The sequence below is a fragment of the Bacteroides sp. MSK.20.12 genome, from assembly GCF_019052435.1.
Classification (GTDB): domain Bacteria; phylum Bacteroidota; class Bacteroidia; order Bacteroidales; family Bacteroidaceae; genus Bacteroides; species Bacteroides xylanisolvens.
This window is the reverse complement of sequence record NZ_JAHQVH010000024.1, coordinates 1-17,044: the sequence shown is the minus strand read 5'-3', so window position 1 is coordinate 17,044 and position 17,044 is coordinate 1. Positions and strand designations below refer to the sequence as shown.

Sequence of the window (17,044 nt, the reverse complement as noted above, 5' to 3'; positions counted from 1 at the left end):
GAAATACCTGTTACTTAATTGTCAGCTTTTTAAGTTCCTCTAACGAGCCATTGAACACGTTCAGGTCTACGTCTTCTTTGATACCGGGAACACTTCCTACATCAGTATGTTGCCAAAAGTCCCATTTCCCCTGATACTTTACAGAGTCAACATAATAATGGGCAATCCAGTAAGGGTATGTATTGAAGATGGAATCGTCCAGATAACGGGTTTTAAATTTATAAGAAGTATAAAGAATAGGTTTCACTCCATAATGAGATTCCACCCGGTCTAGCCAGCGTTTAATGCCTTGCTGCAATTCCTTTTTTTCCTTCCGCCCGGTCACTTCCACATCAAGTACGGGAGGTAAATCACCCGTGTCCAGTTTCACCGTACGAATAAAGAAGTCCGCCTGTTTCAAAGCATCCGTACCAGGAATATAAAAATGATAAGCACCACGGATAAATCCATGGTTACGGGCATTGGCGAAGTTCGCCTCAAAGGTTGTGTCGTTATGATCTCCTCCTTCTGTAGCTTTCATAAAAACGAAATGCAAAGGAGTAGCCGTCTCTTTATTCTGCAACAGTCTTTTCCAGTCAATCTTTCCCTGGTAGTGAGAAATGTCAATACCATGAATATCATATCCATCAGGGATACAAACTCCGTATTCCTTTAAGCCATGGCAAGGTTTCCATCGATAAGCATAAGGACGGATAAAGAAATAATAGAAAGCAATGGAAAAACAACCAACAATCATCACTGCCAAAATGTTACGAATCCAGACAGGCATCACAGTTCGATGCTTCATCTGTTCCTTTTTTGAGGTACGGGAAGTTTTGGAAGAAGAGGTCGTTCCCTTTTTCTTGGTAGTGGAAACGGTTCTTTTCTTCTGTACGGCAGACATCGGGTTGTTGCGTTGCGGCATTTACTTTAAACGATCAATGTTTTTAGAGATAGGCACGGATTACGCGAATTAACACGGTTTTTTAGTTATTTCTTATAAACCGTGTAGTCCGTGTAATCCGTGCCTGAAAGAATCTTTCATTGCAGCTGTTATTGCAACTGTTACATCAACAACTGCTCTGAAGTGTATTTATTTAGCTTGTTCCAGCTGCAAAGTCTTAGTTGCCTGGTCGCAAACTTCTGTAGGACCGAAGTACTGGATCGGACCCGGATATACATAATCCGTTTCGATAGCCCAACGATCACGTTGCGCAGCAAATGCCTTGAAAGGAGCGCCATCCAGTTTCACCAATGCTTTCTGGATAACCGGTTTCATTTCACCGTGGCGACGTTCCATATTCATCATCATAGTGATAGGCACACCACCAGCAATCCATTCGGCAGCAGGAGCAGTTGTGTTGCGTACAGAAGACATATAACCAGTCTTACCGTTAGCAATCAACATAGAGGCTGTGTAACCCAGAGAGTAGCAATAGTCAGCGTCAAAGTTTGACGGAGCAGCACAACGTCCTTCATAACCGAAGAAGTGGTGTTGAGCAGCAAATTTACCAACATACTTGCCTTCTTCTTTCCATGCAGCCAACTTAGTAGCTACCATTTCAGACAACAGTTTTTCTGTTTCGATCAGTGATACCTGAACGTTTCCGTGCGGGTCACGATCCAAAGTCAACTGGCGGGCAACACCTTCCGGCAGACTTGCGTAGATAGCAGAGTTTTCCGGAGAAAGTTTACGGATGATATAATCACGTTGGTGAGATTTCTTAATCTGACCGAATTCTTCAGCATTAGCAGCCAGGAAGTCGTTCAATTCAGCAATCAGGCGTTTCATGGCAGGAATGAATTCTACCAATCCTTCCGGAATCAATACAGTACCGAAGTTGTTTCCCTGTGCGGCACGGTCAGCTACCACTTTAGCGATGTAAGTCACTACATCGTCCAAAGACATATCTTTAGCTTCTACTTCTTCAGACACGATACACACGTTAGGCTGTACCTGCAAAGCACATTCCAGTGCGATGTGAGAAGCCGAACGACCCATCAACTTGATGAAGTGCCAGTATTTACGTGCAGAGTTACAGTCACGTTGGATGTTACCGATTACTTCTGCATAAGTCTTACATGCTGTATCGAAACCGAAAGAAGTTTCAATCATATCGTTCTTCAAGTCACCGTCGATTGTTTTCGGGCAACCGATTACCTGTACACCATACTTCTTAGCAGCATAGTATTCAGCTAATACACAAGCGTTTGTATTAGAGTCGTCACCACCAATGATAACCAATGCTTTGATGCCAAGTTCTTTGATGATTTCATATCCCTTTTCGAACTGGCTTTCAGCTTCCAGCTTCGTACGTCCGGAACCGATGATATCGAAACCACCTGTGTTACGGTATTCGTCGATAATATCAGCAGTCAGTTCCATATAGTTGTGATCTACCAGACCACCAGGACCCAGGATAAAACCATATAATTTGTTTTCCGGGTTCAATTTCTTGATACCGTCGAACAAACCGGAGATTACATTGTGTCCGCCCGGAGCCTGACCACCGGAAAGAATTACACCTACGTTCATAGCGGGAAGAGCAACAGCTTCACCAGCTTCGAATGTAATCAACGGCATTCCATACGTGTTCGGGAATAATGCTTTGATAGCTTCCTGATCGGCTACAGATTGAGTAGCAGCACCTGCTACAGCCTTAACAGCTCCTGATGCCAATGCTTTCGGAAGTTTGGGCTGGTAAGCAGCCCTTGCGATTTGCAATGCACTTTTAGTCATTTTCTTTAATTTTTTTATTTAAAGGTGTTAGTAAGTTTCTTGTCAAACTTGAAAAGCGTTGCAAATTTCGCACTTTTTTCCGAATTATGAAAATTCTTCTGTTGTTGTTTTTAAGACAAAAGGAAGAAGAAAGAAAAATTAAGGCTACCTCCCGGTGTAGGAGATAGCCTTTACGTTTTCTTCAATGAGTGAATCGATATGATAATTCTAGGGATTTTGTTCCCAGCCTCCACCAAGAGCCTTATAGAGTTGAACTACCGCAATCAACTCGTCACGGATAGCATTACTCAACCCAATCTGTGCATCAAAATATCCACGTTGGGCATCCAATACGTCCAGATAATTAATAACCCCATTGATGTATTGCAGTTGTGCCAGGTCCATGTAGCTCTTGGCCGAACGTTCCAGATTGGCACGAAGTTCGTACACTTCCTTGATCTTGTTGAAGTTGACAATCGCATTGCGTGTTTCCTTGAAAGCTTCCAGTACGGCTTTTTCATAACTATGTACTTCAGCCTCATAAGCTGCCTTTTTTGCTTTCAATGCCGCACGATTCTTTCCCCAACCAAAAATCGGAGTCAGCAAAGCTCCTTCCATCACTGCGTATGGAGATTTCAGGAGTTCCGACAAAGAAGTACTTTCACTACCGAAACCACCTGTCAGGGCAAGACGCGGGAACATATTTGTATAAGCCACTCCCACTTTCGCATTGGCAGCAATCAATTTCTGCTCTGCCTGACGGATGTCGGGACGACGTTCCAATAATGTAGACGGCAACCCAACAGGAAGTGTTTCTGGAGAGTTGAATTCCTGAAGCAAACGGGAACGGGCTATCTTATTAGGATATTCACCGGCAAGATAAGCAATATCGTTTTCTTTCAGGGAGATTTTACGTTCGAGGTCAGGAACCAAAGTTGCCGTACGCGCCAATTCCACCTGTGCCTGTCGATAGGAAGTCTCGGAAGTCAATCCGCCGGCAAACCGGATACGTGCCAGACGTACTCCTTCTTCACGGGCTTTTAATGTTTGCTTTACGATGTCCAGTTCTGTATCTAAAGCAACCAATTCATAGTAAGCCTGTGCCACTTCAGCAACAATCGTCATCCGCAATGCGCGTTGCGCCTCGATAGATTGCAGATATTCGGCAATACTGGCCGAACGTGCCCAGCGCAGATTTCCCCAAAGATCGAGTTCCCATGAAACGAGAAATTGTGCTTCAAAGGTCTCTGATCTCTTGAAAGCATCTCCTCCATGATTTTCGAGTTCACGTTCTGCCGTTACTTTTCCTTTGATATCCGGAAGTAACGCAGCGGTGGAAATACGTTTCTGTGCTGCCATTTCTTTCACACGGGCAGCGGCAATCAACATATCCTTGTTATGATCCAGTGCACGTTCTATCAGGCTTCTCAAGGTAGCATCCGTATAAATATCCCTCCAGTCCTGGTCGCCGAAGCTGATCGAGTCTTGCGCTCTTTCCAAGCTGTCGGGCAAATGAAGATCAGGACGGACATAACTTTTCCCTACCTTGCAGGAAGTCAAGACTCCGGCAAGTAACAGGATAGCAATATATAGTTTCTTTCGTTTCATTATTTCTTATGTTTTAAAATTTTCGACTTTGTTTTATACACCATCACAAAGAAGAACGGCACAAGAATGATACCGAATACAATGGCAAATATCATTCCGAAAAATACACCTGTACCGATTGCCTGCCGGCTTGCCGACCCCGGACCGCTTGCCAATACCATCGGAAGCATACCGAGTACGAATGCGAGAGAAGTCATCAAAATCGGACGGAAACGCAATTTGGCTGCATAGATAGCCGACTGCACCAGGTCTTCACCTTTATCTACCTGTACTTTTGCAAACTCTACAATCAAAATCGCGTTCTTAGCGGCAAGTCCCACCAACATTACCAGACCAATCTGGAAATAGACGTCGTTCTCCAATCCGCAAACCCAGACTCCTAAATAGGCCCCCAAAGCGGCAACAGGTAAAGAAAGCAACACGGCAATAGGCACTGTCCAACTTTCGTATTGCGCAGCAAGGAAAAGGAAAACGAACAGGAATACCAATGCCATCACCATACCTGTCTGACCTCCCGCCTGCTTCTCCTGATAAGAAAGGCCACTCCATTCAAGACCGATATTATCGGGAAGATGGTCACGGGCAATCTGCTCCATGATCTCCATTGCCTGTCCGGAACTATATCCTTGCGCAGCTGCTCCACGAATAACGGCCGTAGTAAACATATTGAAACGTTTAATGCTTCCCGGTCCTGTGGTATAGGAGGCATTTCCTAAAGAAGTCAACGGTACCATCGCTCCATTGGAGGCTTTCACGAAGAACAGATTGATATTGTCTTTGTGTTCCCGGTAAGGAGCTTCCGCCTGAATGTAAACCTTATATATACGGTTGAACATATTAAAGTCGTTCACATACACCGAACCGGTATAAGCCTTCATGGTAGAGAACACATCAGCCAGTGGCACACCCAGCATCTTTACTTTGTCACGGTCTACATCGAAATAGAGTTGTGGTATTTCCGACTGCAAAGAAGATGACAGACCAGCCAGCTCTTTGCGTTTGGATGCGTAGTACATTAATGTATCTGCCGCGTCTACCAAATTATCGAAAGTGGCTTCTCCACGAGCTTCCAATTGCATTTCAAAACCTCCCGAGCTACCCAGTCCCGGAATAACCGGAGGAGTGGACAGATAGACTTTACATTCGGGATATTCCCTCAAATGTTTTTCCACCGTATCCATAATCTTCTCAATAGTGGTACTCTTCCGCTCTTCCCAAGGTTTCAGGATCACCGTCAGTTCAGCACGTCCCTGGTTACTTCCGACACGCGGACTACTTCCCGTTACATTCTGTATATATTCGATATATGGATTCTTCTCCAAATAAGCAATGGCACGTTCTGTTACGATACGGGTACGTTCCAAAGTAGCTCCTTCCGGCAGTTCCAATTCAATTTTGAAATATCCCTGGTCTTCTACAGGCAAGAAACTGGTCGGAATAATGCGGTGAATCAGCATAATAGCGATCAACACCATACCAAAAGCACTCAAAACCCGGCGAGGATGCTTGATCGTACGAGTCACAGCAGCCACATATTTATTGCTACCGATACCCAGCCATTCATTAATCTTCCGGAAAACGATATTCTTTTTCTTTCCGTTATCCGGCTTCAGAATCAATGAACACATCACCGGGCTCAATGTCAGAGCCACTACCGTAGAAATAAGTACGGACACCACAATCGTCACCGTAAACTGGCGATACAACTGCCCTGTAATCCCACTTAAAAAACTAACCGGAACGAACACTGCCGCCAATACCAGTGATGTGGCAATCAAAGCACTAGCAAGTCCGTTCATCGCTTTCTTCGTTGCTTCGTATGGGCTTAGATGTTCCGTTTCCATGATATGTTCTACGCCTTCCACCACCACAATCGCATCATCCACAACAATACCGATGGCAAGAATCAATCCTAGTAATGTCAGTATATTCAGCGAGAAACCGAAAATCAACATGAATCCGAAAGTACCGATCAATGAAATAGGCACCGCCACTACCGGAATCAACGTTGCACGCCAGCTTTGCAAGGATAGATAAACCACCAATACAACTAATACCAACGCTTCAAACAACGTCTTATATACTTCATGAATAGATTCGGAAATATAAGTCGTCATATCGAACGGAATCTCATAGCTCAATCCTTCCGGAAAATTCTTGCTAATCTCATCCATAGCCTCTTTTACTCTCTCGGCTACTTCCATCGCATTTGCTCCCGGCAACATATAAATGCCAAGAACAGCGGCATTCTCGCCGTTGATACCACTTTCCGTGTTATAAGAAGAAGCCTCCAACGATACACGCGCCACGTCTTTCAACCTGATAATAGATCCGTTGGCATTGGCACGCACTACAATATCTTCAAACTGCCCTACGGTAGACAAACGTCCTTGAGTCGTAATAGGAATGGTAATATCCAGTCCCTGCACCGGTTGTTGTCCCAATACACCGGCCGCTGATTCACGGTTCTGATCCTTCAATGCATTCTGTAAATCCTGCACGGTCAGTCCAAAGTTTGCCAACTTATCGGGTTGCGCCCATATCTGCATCGCATAATAGCGGCTACCGATATTAGATACACGTCCAACCCCAGGAATACGGCGAATTACATCGAGCACATTGATAGTAGCAAAGTTACTCAAATAAATTTCGTCGAACTTCGGATCAGTAGAAGTCAAACAAAGCGTCATCAACTGACTGGGAGCCTGTTTTTCTACCGAAATACCATTCTGAATGACTTCCGCCGGCAGACGGGATTCCGCCAGTTTCACACGGTTCTGAATCTCAACAGCTGCCAAATCCGGATCGGCAGATACGTCAAAAGTGACCGTTGCCGAAAAACCTCCGGAGTTAGAACTGTTTGATTCCATATAAAGCATACCCGGCGTACCATTGATTTCCTGCTCAATCGGAGTGGCTACCGCCTGCGACACGGTAAGTGCGCTGGCACCCGGATAGGATGCGCTGATCTTCACCACCGGAGGGGTAATCTGCGGATATTGATCCACCGGAAGCATCGTCAGACCAATAATGCCGACAATCACAATCACGATGGAGATTACAGCCGAGAAGACCGGCCTATCTATAAAAAAAGTAACTTTCATCGTTTATTCTCCTTTCGCGTTATCCTTCGTTCCGGTAGTGTTTTCTTTTACTCCGGTCACTTCATTTTTTGTCGTAGTTATACTGTCCCCAGCTTCGGCTTCCGGATCACTGACCCGTACTTTCATGCCCGGAGTCAACTTATGGAACCCTTCTACAACCACCATTTCTCCTTCTGCCAGTCCTCTTTCTACCACCACATTATTCCCGACTTCCGGTCCTAATTCGATAAAACGTTTCTCTACCGCATTATCTTTGCGCATGGTATAAATATATGCTCCACCCTTTTCGATGGTAACGGCTTTCATCGGAACAACCAGTGCACCTTCACGAACATCCAGCAACAACTTTACCTTTGTAAATTGTCCCGGCAACAATACTTGTTTCGGATTCGGCATTTCTGCACGTACAGAGAAAGTTCCGGTTTGAGGATCGACTTGCGGTTCGGCAAAATCCACATATCCTTTAAATGGATAGACGGTATTATCCGCCAATGTAATGGTAATATTCGGCTGCCAGGAACGGGTGGAATCCTGCTGTCCCAAATTAATGTTTCTTTCTTTACTCTTCAAATAATCGAGTGCTGTCATACTGAAATCCACCAACACTGTATCACTCTTCACAATGGTAGCAAGCAATGATTTTCCTCCGGGACCGACTAATGTACCCAAGTCCACATTTCTTTCACTAATGTGTCCCGATAAGGGCGAACGAACAATGGTATAACCCAATTCCAGTTCAGCCTGTGCCAAATCCGCCTCGCTCATGGCTACCGTTGCCTCGGCACTTTCATATGCAGCTTCCGCATTATCCAAGTCCAACTGGCTTGCAGCGTTCTGTTCAAACAACGGACGGATACGTTTTAAATCACGTTCCGCTTTCAAAGCCTGCGCTTCGTCTTTTTTCAATTGTGCTCTGGCTTTATCTGCTTTGGCACGATACTGGTCCTGGTTGATTACAAACAAAACCTGATTCTTATTGACATATGTACCTTCGGCAAAAAGCATATTTTCCAGATAACCTTCCACACGGGCACGTACCTCGACGAACTGTTGGGCACGAATACGCCCCACATATTCCCCGTATATCTCTACGTCGTCTTTCACTACCGGTTCAACAATGACTGTCGGCATTTCCGGCGCAGCCTTCTGAGGTCGGGTCAGTATCCAGTACACACCCAACACAACTACCATACATATAATAGCAGCAATGGTTCTCTTTCTCCTCAGTTTCAACTCATGTTTCGAAAAGAATAATCTCATATCGAATCTTATTATTTAATTTAACTTATGTTTGTTCTATATCCTTATTTACAACTCATATACCAAAAATGCGTTAGCTGCATTATTTGCTTAAAATCAAAGCATTAGATATTTCTTCGTTTTGCAGAAAGTGTGGAAATTCACTGTATGGTGTAGAAAAAATCCACATTTCCGACTTTTGGAACATTTTTTTTAGTTCCTATTTCAACAACTAAACAAATTATGCTCTACATTTGTATTATATTAAACATCAACACTAGACCACATCCTAATGAAAAAACAAATCTTTTCAACATTAGTTTTATCAATTGGCATCTTATTGCCTTTTTCTTTGCATTCTCAAGAGCAAAGGAAAAAGGTAGGTGTCGTTCTAAGCGGTGGCGGTGCCAAAGGAATGGCACACATCAAAGCACTGAAAGTAATTGAGGAAGCCGGAATTCCTATTGACTATATAGCCGGCACCAGTATGGGAGCTATCGTAGGTGGTCTGTATGCCATCGGTTATACTACGGAACAATTGGACAGCATGGTACGAAAACAAGATTGGACATTCCTGTTGAGCGACCGTATCAAACGAAGTGCCATGTCATTGACTGATCGTGAGCGGTCTGAAAAATATACAGTCTCTATCCCTTTCACCAAAACTCCCAAGGATGCTGCTGCCGGAGGACTCATGAAAGGGCAAAATCTGGCTAACCTATTTTCAGATCTCACTGTGGGGTATCATGACTCCATCGACTTCAATAAACTTCCCATTCCTTTTGCTTGTGTGGCAGCCAATGTTGTCAATGGAGAGCAAATTGTATTCCATGACGGAATACTCTCAACCGCTATGCGTGCCAGTATGGCTATTCCGGGTGTATTCACTCCGGTACGGCAAGACAGCATGGTATTAGTGGACGGCGGCATTGTAAACAACTATCCGGCAGATGTTGTGAAAGCCATGGGAGCCGATATTATTATCGGAGTAGACGTGCAGAATGCTTTGAAGAAGGCTGACAAGCTCAACAGCGTCCCCGATATTCTGGGACAGATTGTAGACATCACCTGCCAGTCTAACCACGAAAAGAATGTAGACCTCACAGACACTTATATCCGTGTCAATGTGGAGGGATATTCATCTGCCAGTTTTACCCCGGCAGCCATCGACACTCTGATGCGAAGAGGCGAAGAAGCGGCTAAAGAACAATGGAATTCGTTGCTTGCCTTGAAAAAGAAGATAGGAATAGCCGAAGATTATACTCCGAAGCAACATGGCCCTTATTCTTCTCTTTCCAATGCACGCACAGTTTATGTGACGGACATCTCATTTTCCGGTGTAGAGGTGGATGATAAAAAATGGCTGATGAAGAAATGTAATCTGAAAGAAAACAGTGACATTACCACTCAACAAATAGAACAGGCCTTGTATCAATTACGTGGCAGCCAATCCTATTCCAGTGCCAGCTATACATTGAAAGAGACTCCTGAAGGTTATCACCTCAACTTCCTGTTGCAGGAAAAATACGAAAGAAGAATCAATCTGGGCATCCGTTTCGATTCGGAAGAAATCGCGTCTTTGTTGGTGAATGCAACGGCAGACCTCAAAACTCATATTCCTTCCCGCCTGGCTCTTACCGGTCGATTGGGTAAACGATATGCTGCCCGCATAGACTATACGCTAGAACCGATGCAGCAACGTAATTTCAACTTCTCGTATATGTTCCAATACAACGATATCAACATTTACGAGGAAGGTGACCGTGCCTATAATACAACGTATAAATATCATCTGGCAGAATTCGGTTTCTCCGATGTATGGTACAAGAATTTCCGCTTCGGACTCGGTCTGCGTTTTGAATACTACAAGTACAAAGATTTCCTGTTCAAGAAACCTGAAATCTCCGATCTGAAAGTGGAATCGGAACATTTTCTAAGTTATTTTGCCCAAGTGCAATATAATACATACGATAAAGGACGCTTCCCTTCTAAAGGAAGTGACTTCAGAGCTGCCTATTCGCTTTATACGGATAACATGGCACAATACAACGACCATGCTCCATTTTCAGCATTGAATGCTTCGTGGGCAAGTGTCATCCCTGTGACCCGCCGTTTCTCCGTCATTCCTTCCATTTATGGACGTATCCTGATCGGAAGAGATTTTCCTTATCCGCTGCAAAATGCCATTGGCGGTGACGTACCCGGTTTCTATATTCCACAGCAATTACCATTTGCCGGGGTCACCAATCTGGAATTGATGGATAACACCATCATGATTGCGTCTATTAAGTTCAGACAACGTATGGGAGCCATTCATTATCTCACGCTGACGGGTAACTACGGGCTAACGGATAGTAATTTCTTCGATATATTGAAAGGCAAGCAATTATTCGGTGTTAGTGCAGGTTATGGAATGGACAGCATCTTCGGACCATTGGAAATATCGTTGGGATACTCCAATCAGACGGACAAAGGAAGTTGTTTTGTGAATTTAGGGTATTACTTCTAGTCAAATCTAGTCAAAAAGAATATAATAACACTCCAAGGAAGACAGATTTTAGCAATACTACTTCGCGTAATACAATATTTTCAAAAAGCAAAAGAGGAGACCGCTTCACAGTGATCTCCTCCCTCTATACTCTATATGAACATGCCCCAAAGGGTTTATTAAAAAAGGAACATATTCAAAAGGGTTTTATTAAAAATATTACATATCGATTCAATGAATCGTTTCAAATCATATCAACGATCTTCACAGACAGTTGATATTCAGGGAAATGTGCATCAAAATAAAATCTGATGCGTGGCCCCGATTAGGTAAAGATGTACCTCTGTACTTTTTCCTAATCGGCTAAGGCAGGGATTCAATGCTACAAACGAATCCAAGCCCCTTACTATAAAACATCTTAAATACTACCACCCTTACCGCCGCTATGTGTCGGATTATAAGTAACCGTCTTATATTGATGATCCGTTCCGGTATAACGAGTTGCTGTAATCGAAACCGTCTTGTTTTGACCATTAAACTTTACATTAGCCGTCAATGTGGTAGTACGAGCTTTTGCATAGCAAGTATAACTCATAGTGGTGTATCCGTTTACATTTACAGTGTTATAAACACGTTCAGTTTCCGTAATGCCAGATACCGATCCCATTAATGAGAACATACGAGTTTTCATGAAAGCAACCATTGCATTCACCGTTTTTGTATCTTCAGCACTAGCACCAGCTCCTAATTGCGATTTTACTTCAGCAACAAGAGCAGCATCATTCTTATCATAGTCCCAACCAGACTTTTCCTTATATTTCAATTCAATGCCAGTCACCGCTTTAGCATTCTCGCTATTATCACGACTAGCTTGTCCTAGAATATTAGTTGTCACAGTTTCATTACTAATCTTGCTGTATACTTTATTCTCTATAGCATAAGCAGAGAAGTGATCGACATCGGCTGTATATGCAGTGACAGCTCCATTTTCTGTAGTAGAAGATATATTTTTAATTACATTTCCCTTATTATCTTTTGCATCTCCCCATTCTCCTGTATCTGGATTCTGATAAGTAAGTATCATATCAGCATCAGCGAATGTTATTCCAGGGATAGGGTTAGGAATAGAAATCGTAACCTTTTTTGTAAATTTCAACCCAGACGGTTCAAATTTAGCAGCAGCTAAAGGTATGCTTTTAGCTACATCTTGATTCACGTCCTCAGCCTTCACTTCAGTAGTCACTTCTTCTGGAGCAGGAACAAAGGTTGTTACACTGATGTCTACTTTACCATCTTTAACAATTTCTGCATTGTCTCCTGTTGCCTCAATTGCACCTGCCGGTATTGCCAATTCGACTTTCACGAGTGGTTTATCCTCTACCACTTCTTCCGGAGCAACTTCTCCCGGCTCTTCAATTGCCAGATTCGATTCACTCTTATCCTCTACCTTAGTTTCTTCTGCTGCCGTTATCGACACAGTCTCTTTCGGACTCTCCTTTGTCAAAGCCAAAGCTACCGTTACCACACTACGATTCTCCGCATTGTCTGCAATGACAACTGACGTTTTTTGTGAAAGATATCCATTAGAAGACGCTTCAATACTATAAGTACCTGTAGCACTTTCTGTAACAGAGAACTTACCATTCGAGTCGGTTGTGTAATTTTTACTACCCACTTTTACCTTTACCCCATTCATTGCTGTTCCTCCGGAAGTCACCGTACCCATAATGTAATACTCCACTACCGGTTTTGGAGTTTCAATTACTTCCCCTTCTGCCGGTTTCGGATCGTCATCATCATCGTGACAGGCTACTGTCGCAAAAGTTAACATACCCAAGGCTATTGCCATGGCACCCACATAAAACCATTTTACACTTTTCATAATGTTTCAAATTTGTTAAAAATACTAGTTAAAATATCAATCATGTTTCACTTCTCACTCGTTTTAATCAAATAATATCGAATATAATCCGGCTGCCAGAAATGTGAATTCTCTGCCGACTTAGGTTCAACACTATAACTTTCGCCCAACGAACGATGGGCATATTCATTTCCGCTACGCATATCATACTGAAAAGCAAAATATTCGGGAAGCATTACCTGTAGCAGATGTCGCCTGCGTTTCTTTCCCGGTAATGGAATAGAAAAGTTGAATCCTGCATTCGTTGCTCCATTTGTATACATACCATATATACCTACAATATATTCGCCGAAGTAGCGTGAAAGAGTTCCGCGTACTCCATAATCGCCATAAATAAAGCGATCTCCTTCTACTTTCACCAAGGTATTCACTTCCGGAATATAATATCCTACACTAATTTGTCCATTGACTCTTTTCCATTGACTCATTTTCCATTCGCTACCATAGAAATGAGCAGAGCCGGTTATTCCTCCTCCACCTTCTACCGTCCACCGACCATTTGCTGAAAAATAGCCGATGCCTGCTGCAAGTCCTTGACGGTCATTCGAGAAACTACCGCCTGTGAGGTATCCTTTCCAATGATTAGCCAAGCGAAAATCCTGACGAAAAGTCATGTATCCCAGGCGAACGCAGTTCCACTTGCCATCTTCATTACTTACAATAGGCAAAGAAACCTGCATCCGTAGCGAGGCGCCTTTCCATAATTGCATTTCCACGGCAGGTTGCAACTCGAGAGCCGCTTTATACAACTTATAAGTTACATTATTGACTAACATCACGTTGGGATATACTACCAAATCGACCTTACCGAAAGAACTTTCTTTTCGTTTTACGCCTTTCAGCTGCCGTACAGCAGTTTCGGTAGAAGTAGTTATCCCCATCTTACGATACACTTCATCCAACGCACATTCACCGGACTGATATTTTTGAATCAATTCTGCAGGGATGGTTATGCATAATTGTGGTAAGGCATTATCTAATATAAGTAGCTGCAAAGTCGGTATTTCCGGTATAATAACCAAATGGCGTATGGCAATACCGATTCCATTATAAATACCTCTATAAGCAGAGGTCTCAAAAGCCGCAGTTATCGTGTCCCTTTTCTCCACAACTGAAATATTCTCCATATCCAACTCTTTCAGTGTCTCACTCACACGAACAGGCTGTGCCTGTAACAAAGAAATACCACAGAGAAAAACAGCGGTCACACTAACAATCCTTTTCATCTTCTTTTAATGCATTAATGTACATTCATACCGCAGACCGGCGGAAACACATGTAAATTCACGAGTAAACACATTGACGGACAAATGCTTCCAAAAGCGCATGGCAGCACCCATATTCCATCCACGCGTATCATATTCCACCATCAACTTCAATTCTTTGCAAAAAGAAGGCGTATAGCGGACACCTCCGAAAGGTCCTTTATTAAATACACGACAATCACCTTGATGAATATACCATCCGGCCGTTACAGCCAATTGGTCTCCCGAACGAAACCCGATAGTCTTTGTCAACACACCATAATAAGCTCCCCAATACGGAGTCTTCTTCTCCGTCAAAAGATCATCTCCACCAATCACAACAGCTGGGAAATAGCGACTTTCTTTTAGCGGACGAATACGAATCGTATTAGAACGGTCCTGATTATGATAACCCGTTCTGCCTGTACCGGTTGTCATTTTGAGTAATGTCATCCGGTAAGTGAATTCGATAAAAGAGAAAAGAGTCATATCTACAAAATAGTTCATGGTAGGAAAACTGAAAACCGATGGAGTAACTTGCTCGGGCAAGAAATTGACTCCTCCCATAAATGTACCGGTCTCCTGCATTTCAGCGGTAGGTATCATCAACTGCCCCGTTGTTCCCATGGAATATTGCGCGTGAACCAGACCGCTCATCGGAATGAGTATCAGAAATAGAATACTACCTTTTAACGAAATAAATGGCTTATTCCTAAAAGCCGCTTTAGTTTGTTTCATCTTTATTTGTATGTTATACTTTTAAATAGAGATATTCTCAAAACTTTTTTGATTAATCCACTATTTTTACCTTATATAATTCTGTTACTTCTTAGGTAACAGTAAACACACAACCAAGACCAATCGGAATGAGAATAGAGAAAAACATCGACAATTACAGTAATAGAAGAGTTTTTGCCTTTGGCGAAGGGGAAAATTCTTTTTAAGACAGGACATATAAATCAGAGGGCATGAAGATATGATTATCTCATGTTCGGATTTTTTTTTGCCGTATGCATCAGATAAAACGAAAAAAAATGGGGGAATATTTGTTTGCTATTTATATTTTTGTATATCTTTGCGTCACATTTGATTCCGTTACCTAAGAAGTAACAGATACATTTAAATACTGATTATTAAAGTTTTGCCTATCTATTACCTACTTACATTGTAATTTCTAACGTAAGATAAATTCTTTCTATTTACTTCTGTGCGTTCTCTTAATCCAAAGCCTTTCAGATATATTTGTGTGGTTTTAATAGATTTGTGTCCCAACGATTCACTAATCATTTCAATCGGAACTCCGCGATACTTAGCAGTAGTGGCCCAAGAATGTCGGAAGGTATATGAAGTGACGGGCGAATTCAAGCGCAACACTCTCGCCAAATCCTTCAAAGAATTATTAAAACGACGAAGAGCAGACTGATATTCTTTATATGCTTTTTCATCTTTCCGCTTCTTATCACCATGCAGAATATCGAATAAATAGTCGGGACAATCAGGAAGAGCAGTTTTATTGCTTCGAAGCTGATTCATCATCTCTTTTGCACTTTCCAGAATTTCCAGGCTTATAGGTGTTTTAGTCTTGATACGGTTATATTGAAGCACATTCCGGTCTAAAGCCGATTTCTCCAAATGCGCCAAATCCGCAAATGACATTCCACAAAACTGAAACATCAGAGCTGCAATCGTCTGCGTACGACGCAAACGTTCGGATTTCGGGTCTTCATACAGTAGTTTGTGCAATTCGGTCACAGGCAATGCTTTCTTTTGCCGGATATCCACGCCTGTATAGACATCATGAAACAACCGGGGAACATAAGGGGCACTTCCCGCTTCTACTCCCCGATTATAGATACTACGTAACATACGCATATAAGTAGAAACCGTATTGAGTTTTAACCCGGACTCGTAAAGATGCTGTCCATAGCATCGTAAACATTCCCGGGTGACTTGCCTGAACGATATGTTACCTGTTCCACAAAACTTACTAAAAGAAAAAAGAGCATTCTTATAAACATGAGCGGTAGAATATCGCCCTTCTTTTCGCAAACGCTCAATGTACGCTCCGGCACATTGGCTAAATCCATTTTTATTCATTTTTTGCATCACTAGTTATTTTAGATTATATAATATAAGAGAAAGAACAAAAGTAAGCTACTTTATGATTTCAACTATTATAAAAAAAGAAAAGTAAAAGAAAACCTTCACTCGCGTGGAAGTTATTCTTTTACTTTCCTATAACGTTCTGAATTTATTCACCATATAGGCCGCAGAAGTGAATCTTATTCATGTCTGCACTGTTTTCACCACAGAGTACACAGAGGGCACAGAGGTGAATCTGTTTTATGACTTACGGTTGTGAGTATAATTTTGATGCGTAATCCTCCTACTATAAAGTTGAAAAAACATGAAAACATCTGCCACCTGCAACCAAACGCGTGTAATGCACTAGTTGATAAATAGTTGGAGCGTTGCAGATACCTGCGGCAGATAGGTTGCAGATAAAGTATCTGCCACACAGTATAAACCTTACATAAGCCAATTCTCTAGGAGGGCAAAAGTTTATTGTATACATTAACTTCCCGTTTCCAAGCGGGGAACTGTCGTTTCCGGCATTAGAAATTACAGTTTCCACGGCAGGAAACGAGAGTTTCTAAGGCGGGACACTACAGTTTCTACGTAAGGATTGTACTGTACTGGATTTAGTTGACAACTTCGTTTGTTATACCTAAGTTAGTTAAC

10 protein-coding genes are annotated in these 17,044 nt (G+C 42.6%); 1 reads left to right on the top strand and 9 read right to left on the bottom strand.

Features of this window, described 5'->3' with window-relative positions; translation table 11 throughout:
* Positions 1–10: 10 nt before the first annotated feature.
* The 5 genes from KTR06_RS13730 to KTR06_RS13710 all read right to left on the bottom strand — a co-directional run bounded on the left by KTR06_RS13730 (position 11) and on the right by KTR06_RS13710 (position 8,670).
* Positions 11–904 (bottom strand): glycoside hydrolase family 25 protein, encoded by an 894-nt coding sequence (locus KTR06_RS13730; RefSeq protein WP_120070219.1) that lies wholly within the window; start codon positions 902–904, stop codon positions 11–13.
* A gap of 168 nt (positions 905–1,072) precedes the next feature.
* The gene (locus tag KTR06_RS13725; protein ID WP_049703049.1) at positions 1,073–2,719 is read right to left on the bottom strand and encodes a diphosphate--fructose-6-phosphate 1-phosphotransferase; all 1,647 of its coding nucleotides are present in this window, start codon (positions 2,717–2,719) and stop codon (positions 1,073–1,075) included.
* 207 nt (positions 2,720–2,926) lie between these two features.
* Positions 2,927–4,306, bottom strand: a complete 1,380-nt coding sequence (locus tag KTR06_RS13720; protein ID WP_004314974.1) for an efflux transporter outer membrane subunit — start codon at positions 4,304–4,306, stop codon at positions 2,927–2,929.
* A complete protein-coding gene (locus KTR06_RS13715) occupies positions 4,306–7,410 on the bottom strand; it encodes an efflux RND transporter permease subunit (protein ID WP_004325605.1) in 3,105 nt (1,034 codons plus the stop codon). Before KTR06_RS13715 ends, KTR06_RS13720 begins: the two co-directional genes overlap by 1 nt.
* A gap of 3 nt (positions 7,411–7,413) precedes the next feature.
* A complete protein-coding gene (locus KTR06_RS13710) occupies positions 7,414–8,670 on the bottom strand; it encodes an efflux RND transporter periplasmic adaptor subunit (protein ID WP_008021831.1) in 1,257 nt (418 codons plus the stop codon).
* A 271-nt stretch (positions 8,671–8,941) separates the two neighbouring features.
* Here KTR06_RS13710 and KTR06_RS13705 point away from each other — a divergent pair, with 271 nt between their 5' ends.
* On the top strand, positions 8,942–11,158 hold the full coding sequence (locus KTR06_RS13705) for a patatin-like phospholipase family protein (RefSeq protein WP_008021830.1): 2,217 nt from the start codon (positions 8,942–8,944) through the stop codon (positions 11,156–11,158).
* A gap of 397 nt (positions 11,159–11,555) precedes the next feature.
* Here KTR06_RS13705 and KTR06_RS13700 read toward each other — a convergent pair whose 3' ends face one another.
* The 4 genes from KTR06_RS13700 to KTR06_RS13685 all read right to left on the bottom strand — a co-directional run bounded on the left by KTR06_RS13700 (position 11,556) and on the right by KTR06_RS13685 (position 16,408).
* Positions 11,556–13,019, bottom strand: coding sequence for a carboxypeptidase-like regulatory domain-containing protein (locus tag KTR06_RS13700; protein ID WP_118408096.1), 1,464 nt, complete (start codon positions 13,017–13,019; stop codon positions 11,556–11,558).
* Positions 13,020–13,066: 47 nt separating this feature from the next.
* Entirely contained in the window at positions 13,067–14,284 is a 1,218-nt protein-coding gene (locus tag KTR06_RS13695; RefSeq protein WP_141409108.1) for a YjbH domain-containing protein, read from the bottom strand.
* A gap of 6 nt (positions 14,285–14,290) precedes the next feature.
* Complete coding sequence (locus KTR06_RS13690) at positions 14,291–15,040, bottom strand: YjbH domain-containing protein (RefSeq protein ID WP_004325599.1); 750 nt, start codon at positions 15,038–15,040, stop codon at positions 14,291–14,293.
* Positions 15,041–15,454: 414 nt separating this feature from the next.
* Positions 15,455–16,408, bottom strand: a complete 954-nt coding sequence (locus tag KTR06_RS13685; protein ID WP_141409107.1) for a tyrosine-type DNA invertase cluster 3b — start codon at positions 16,406–16,408, stop codon at positions 15,455–15,457.
* Between the last annotated feature and the right edge of the window lie 636 nt (positions 16,409–17,044).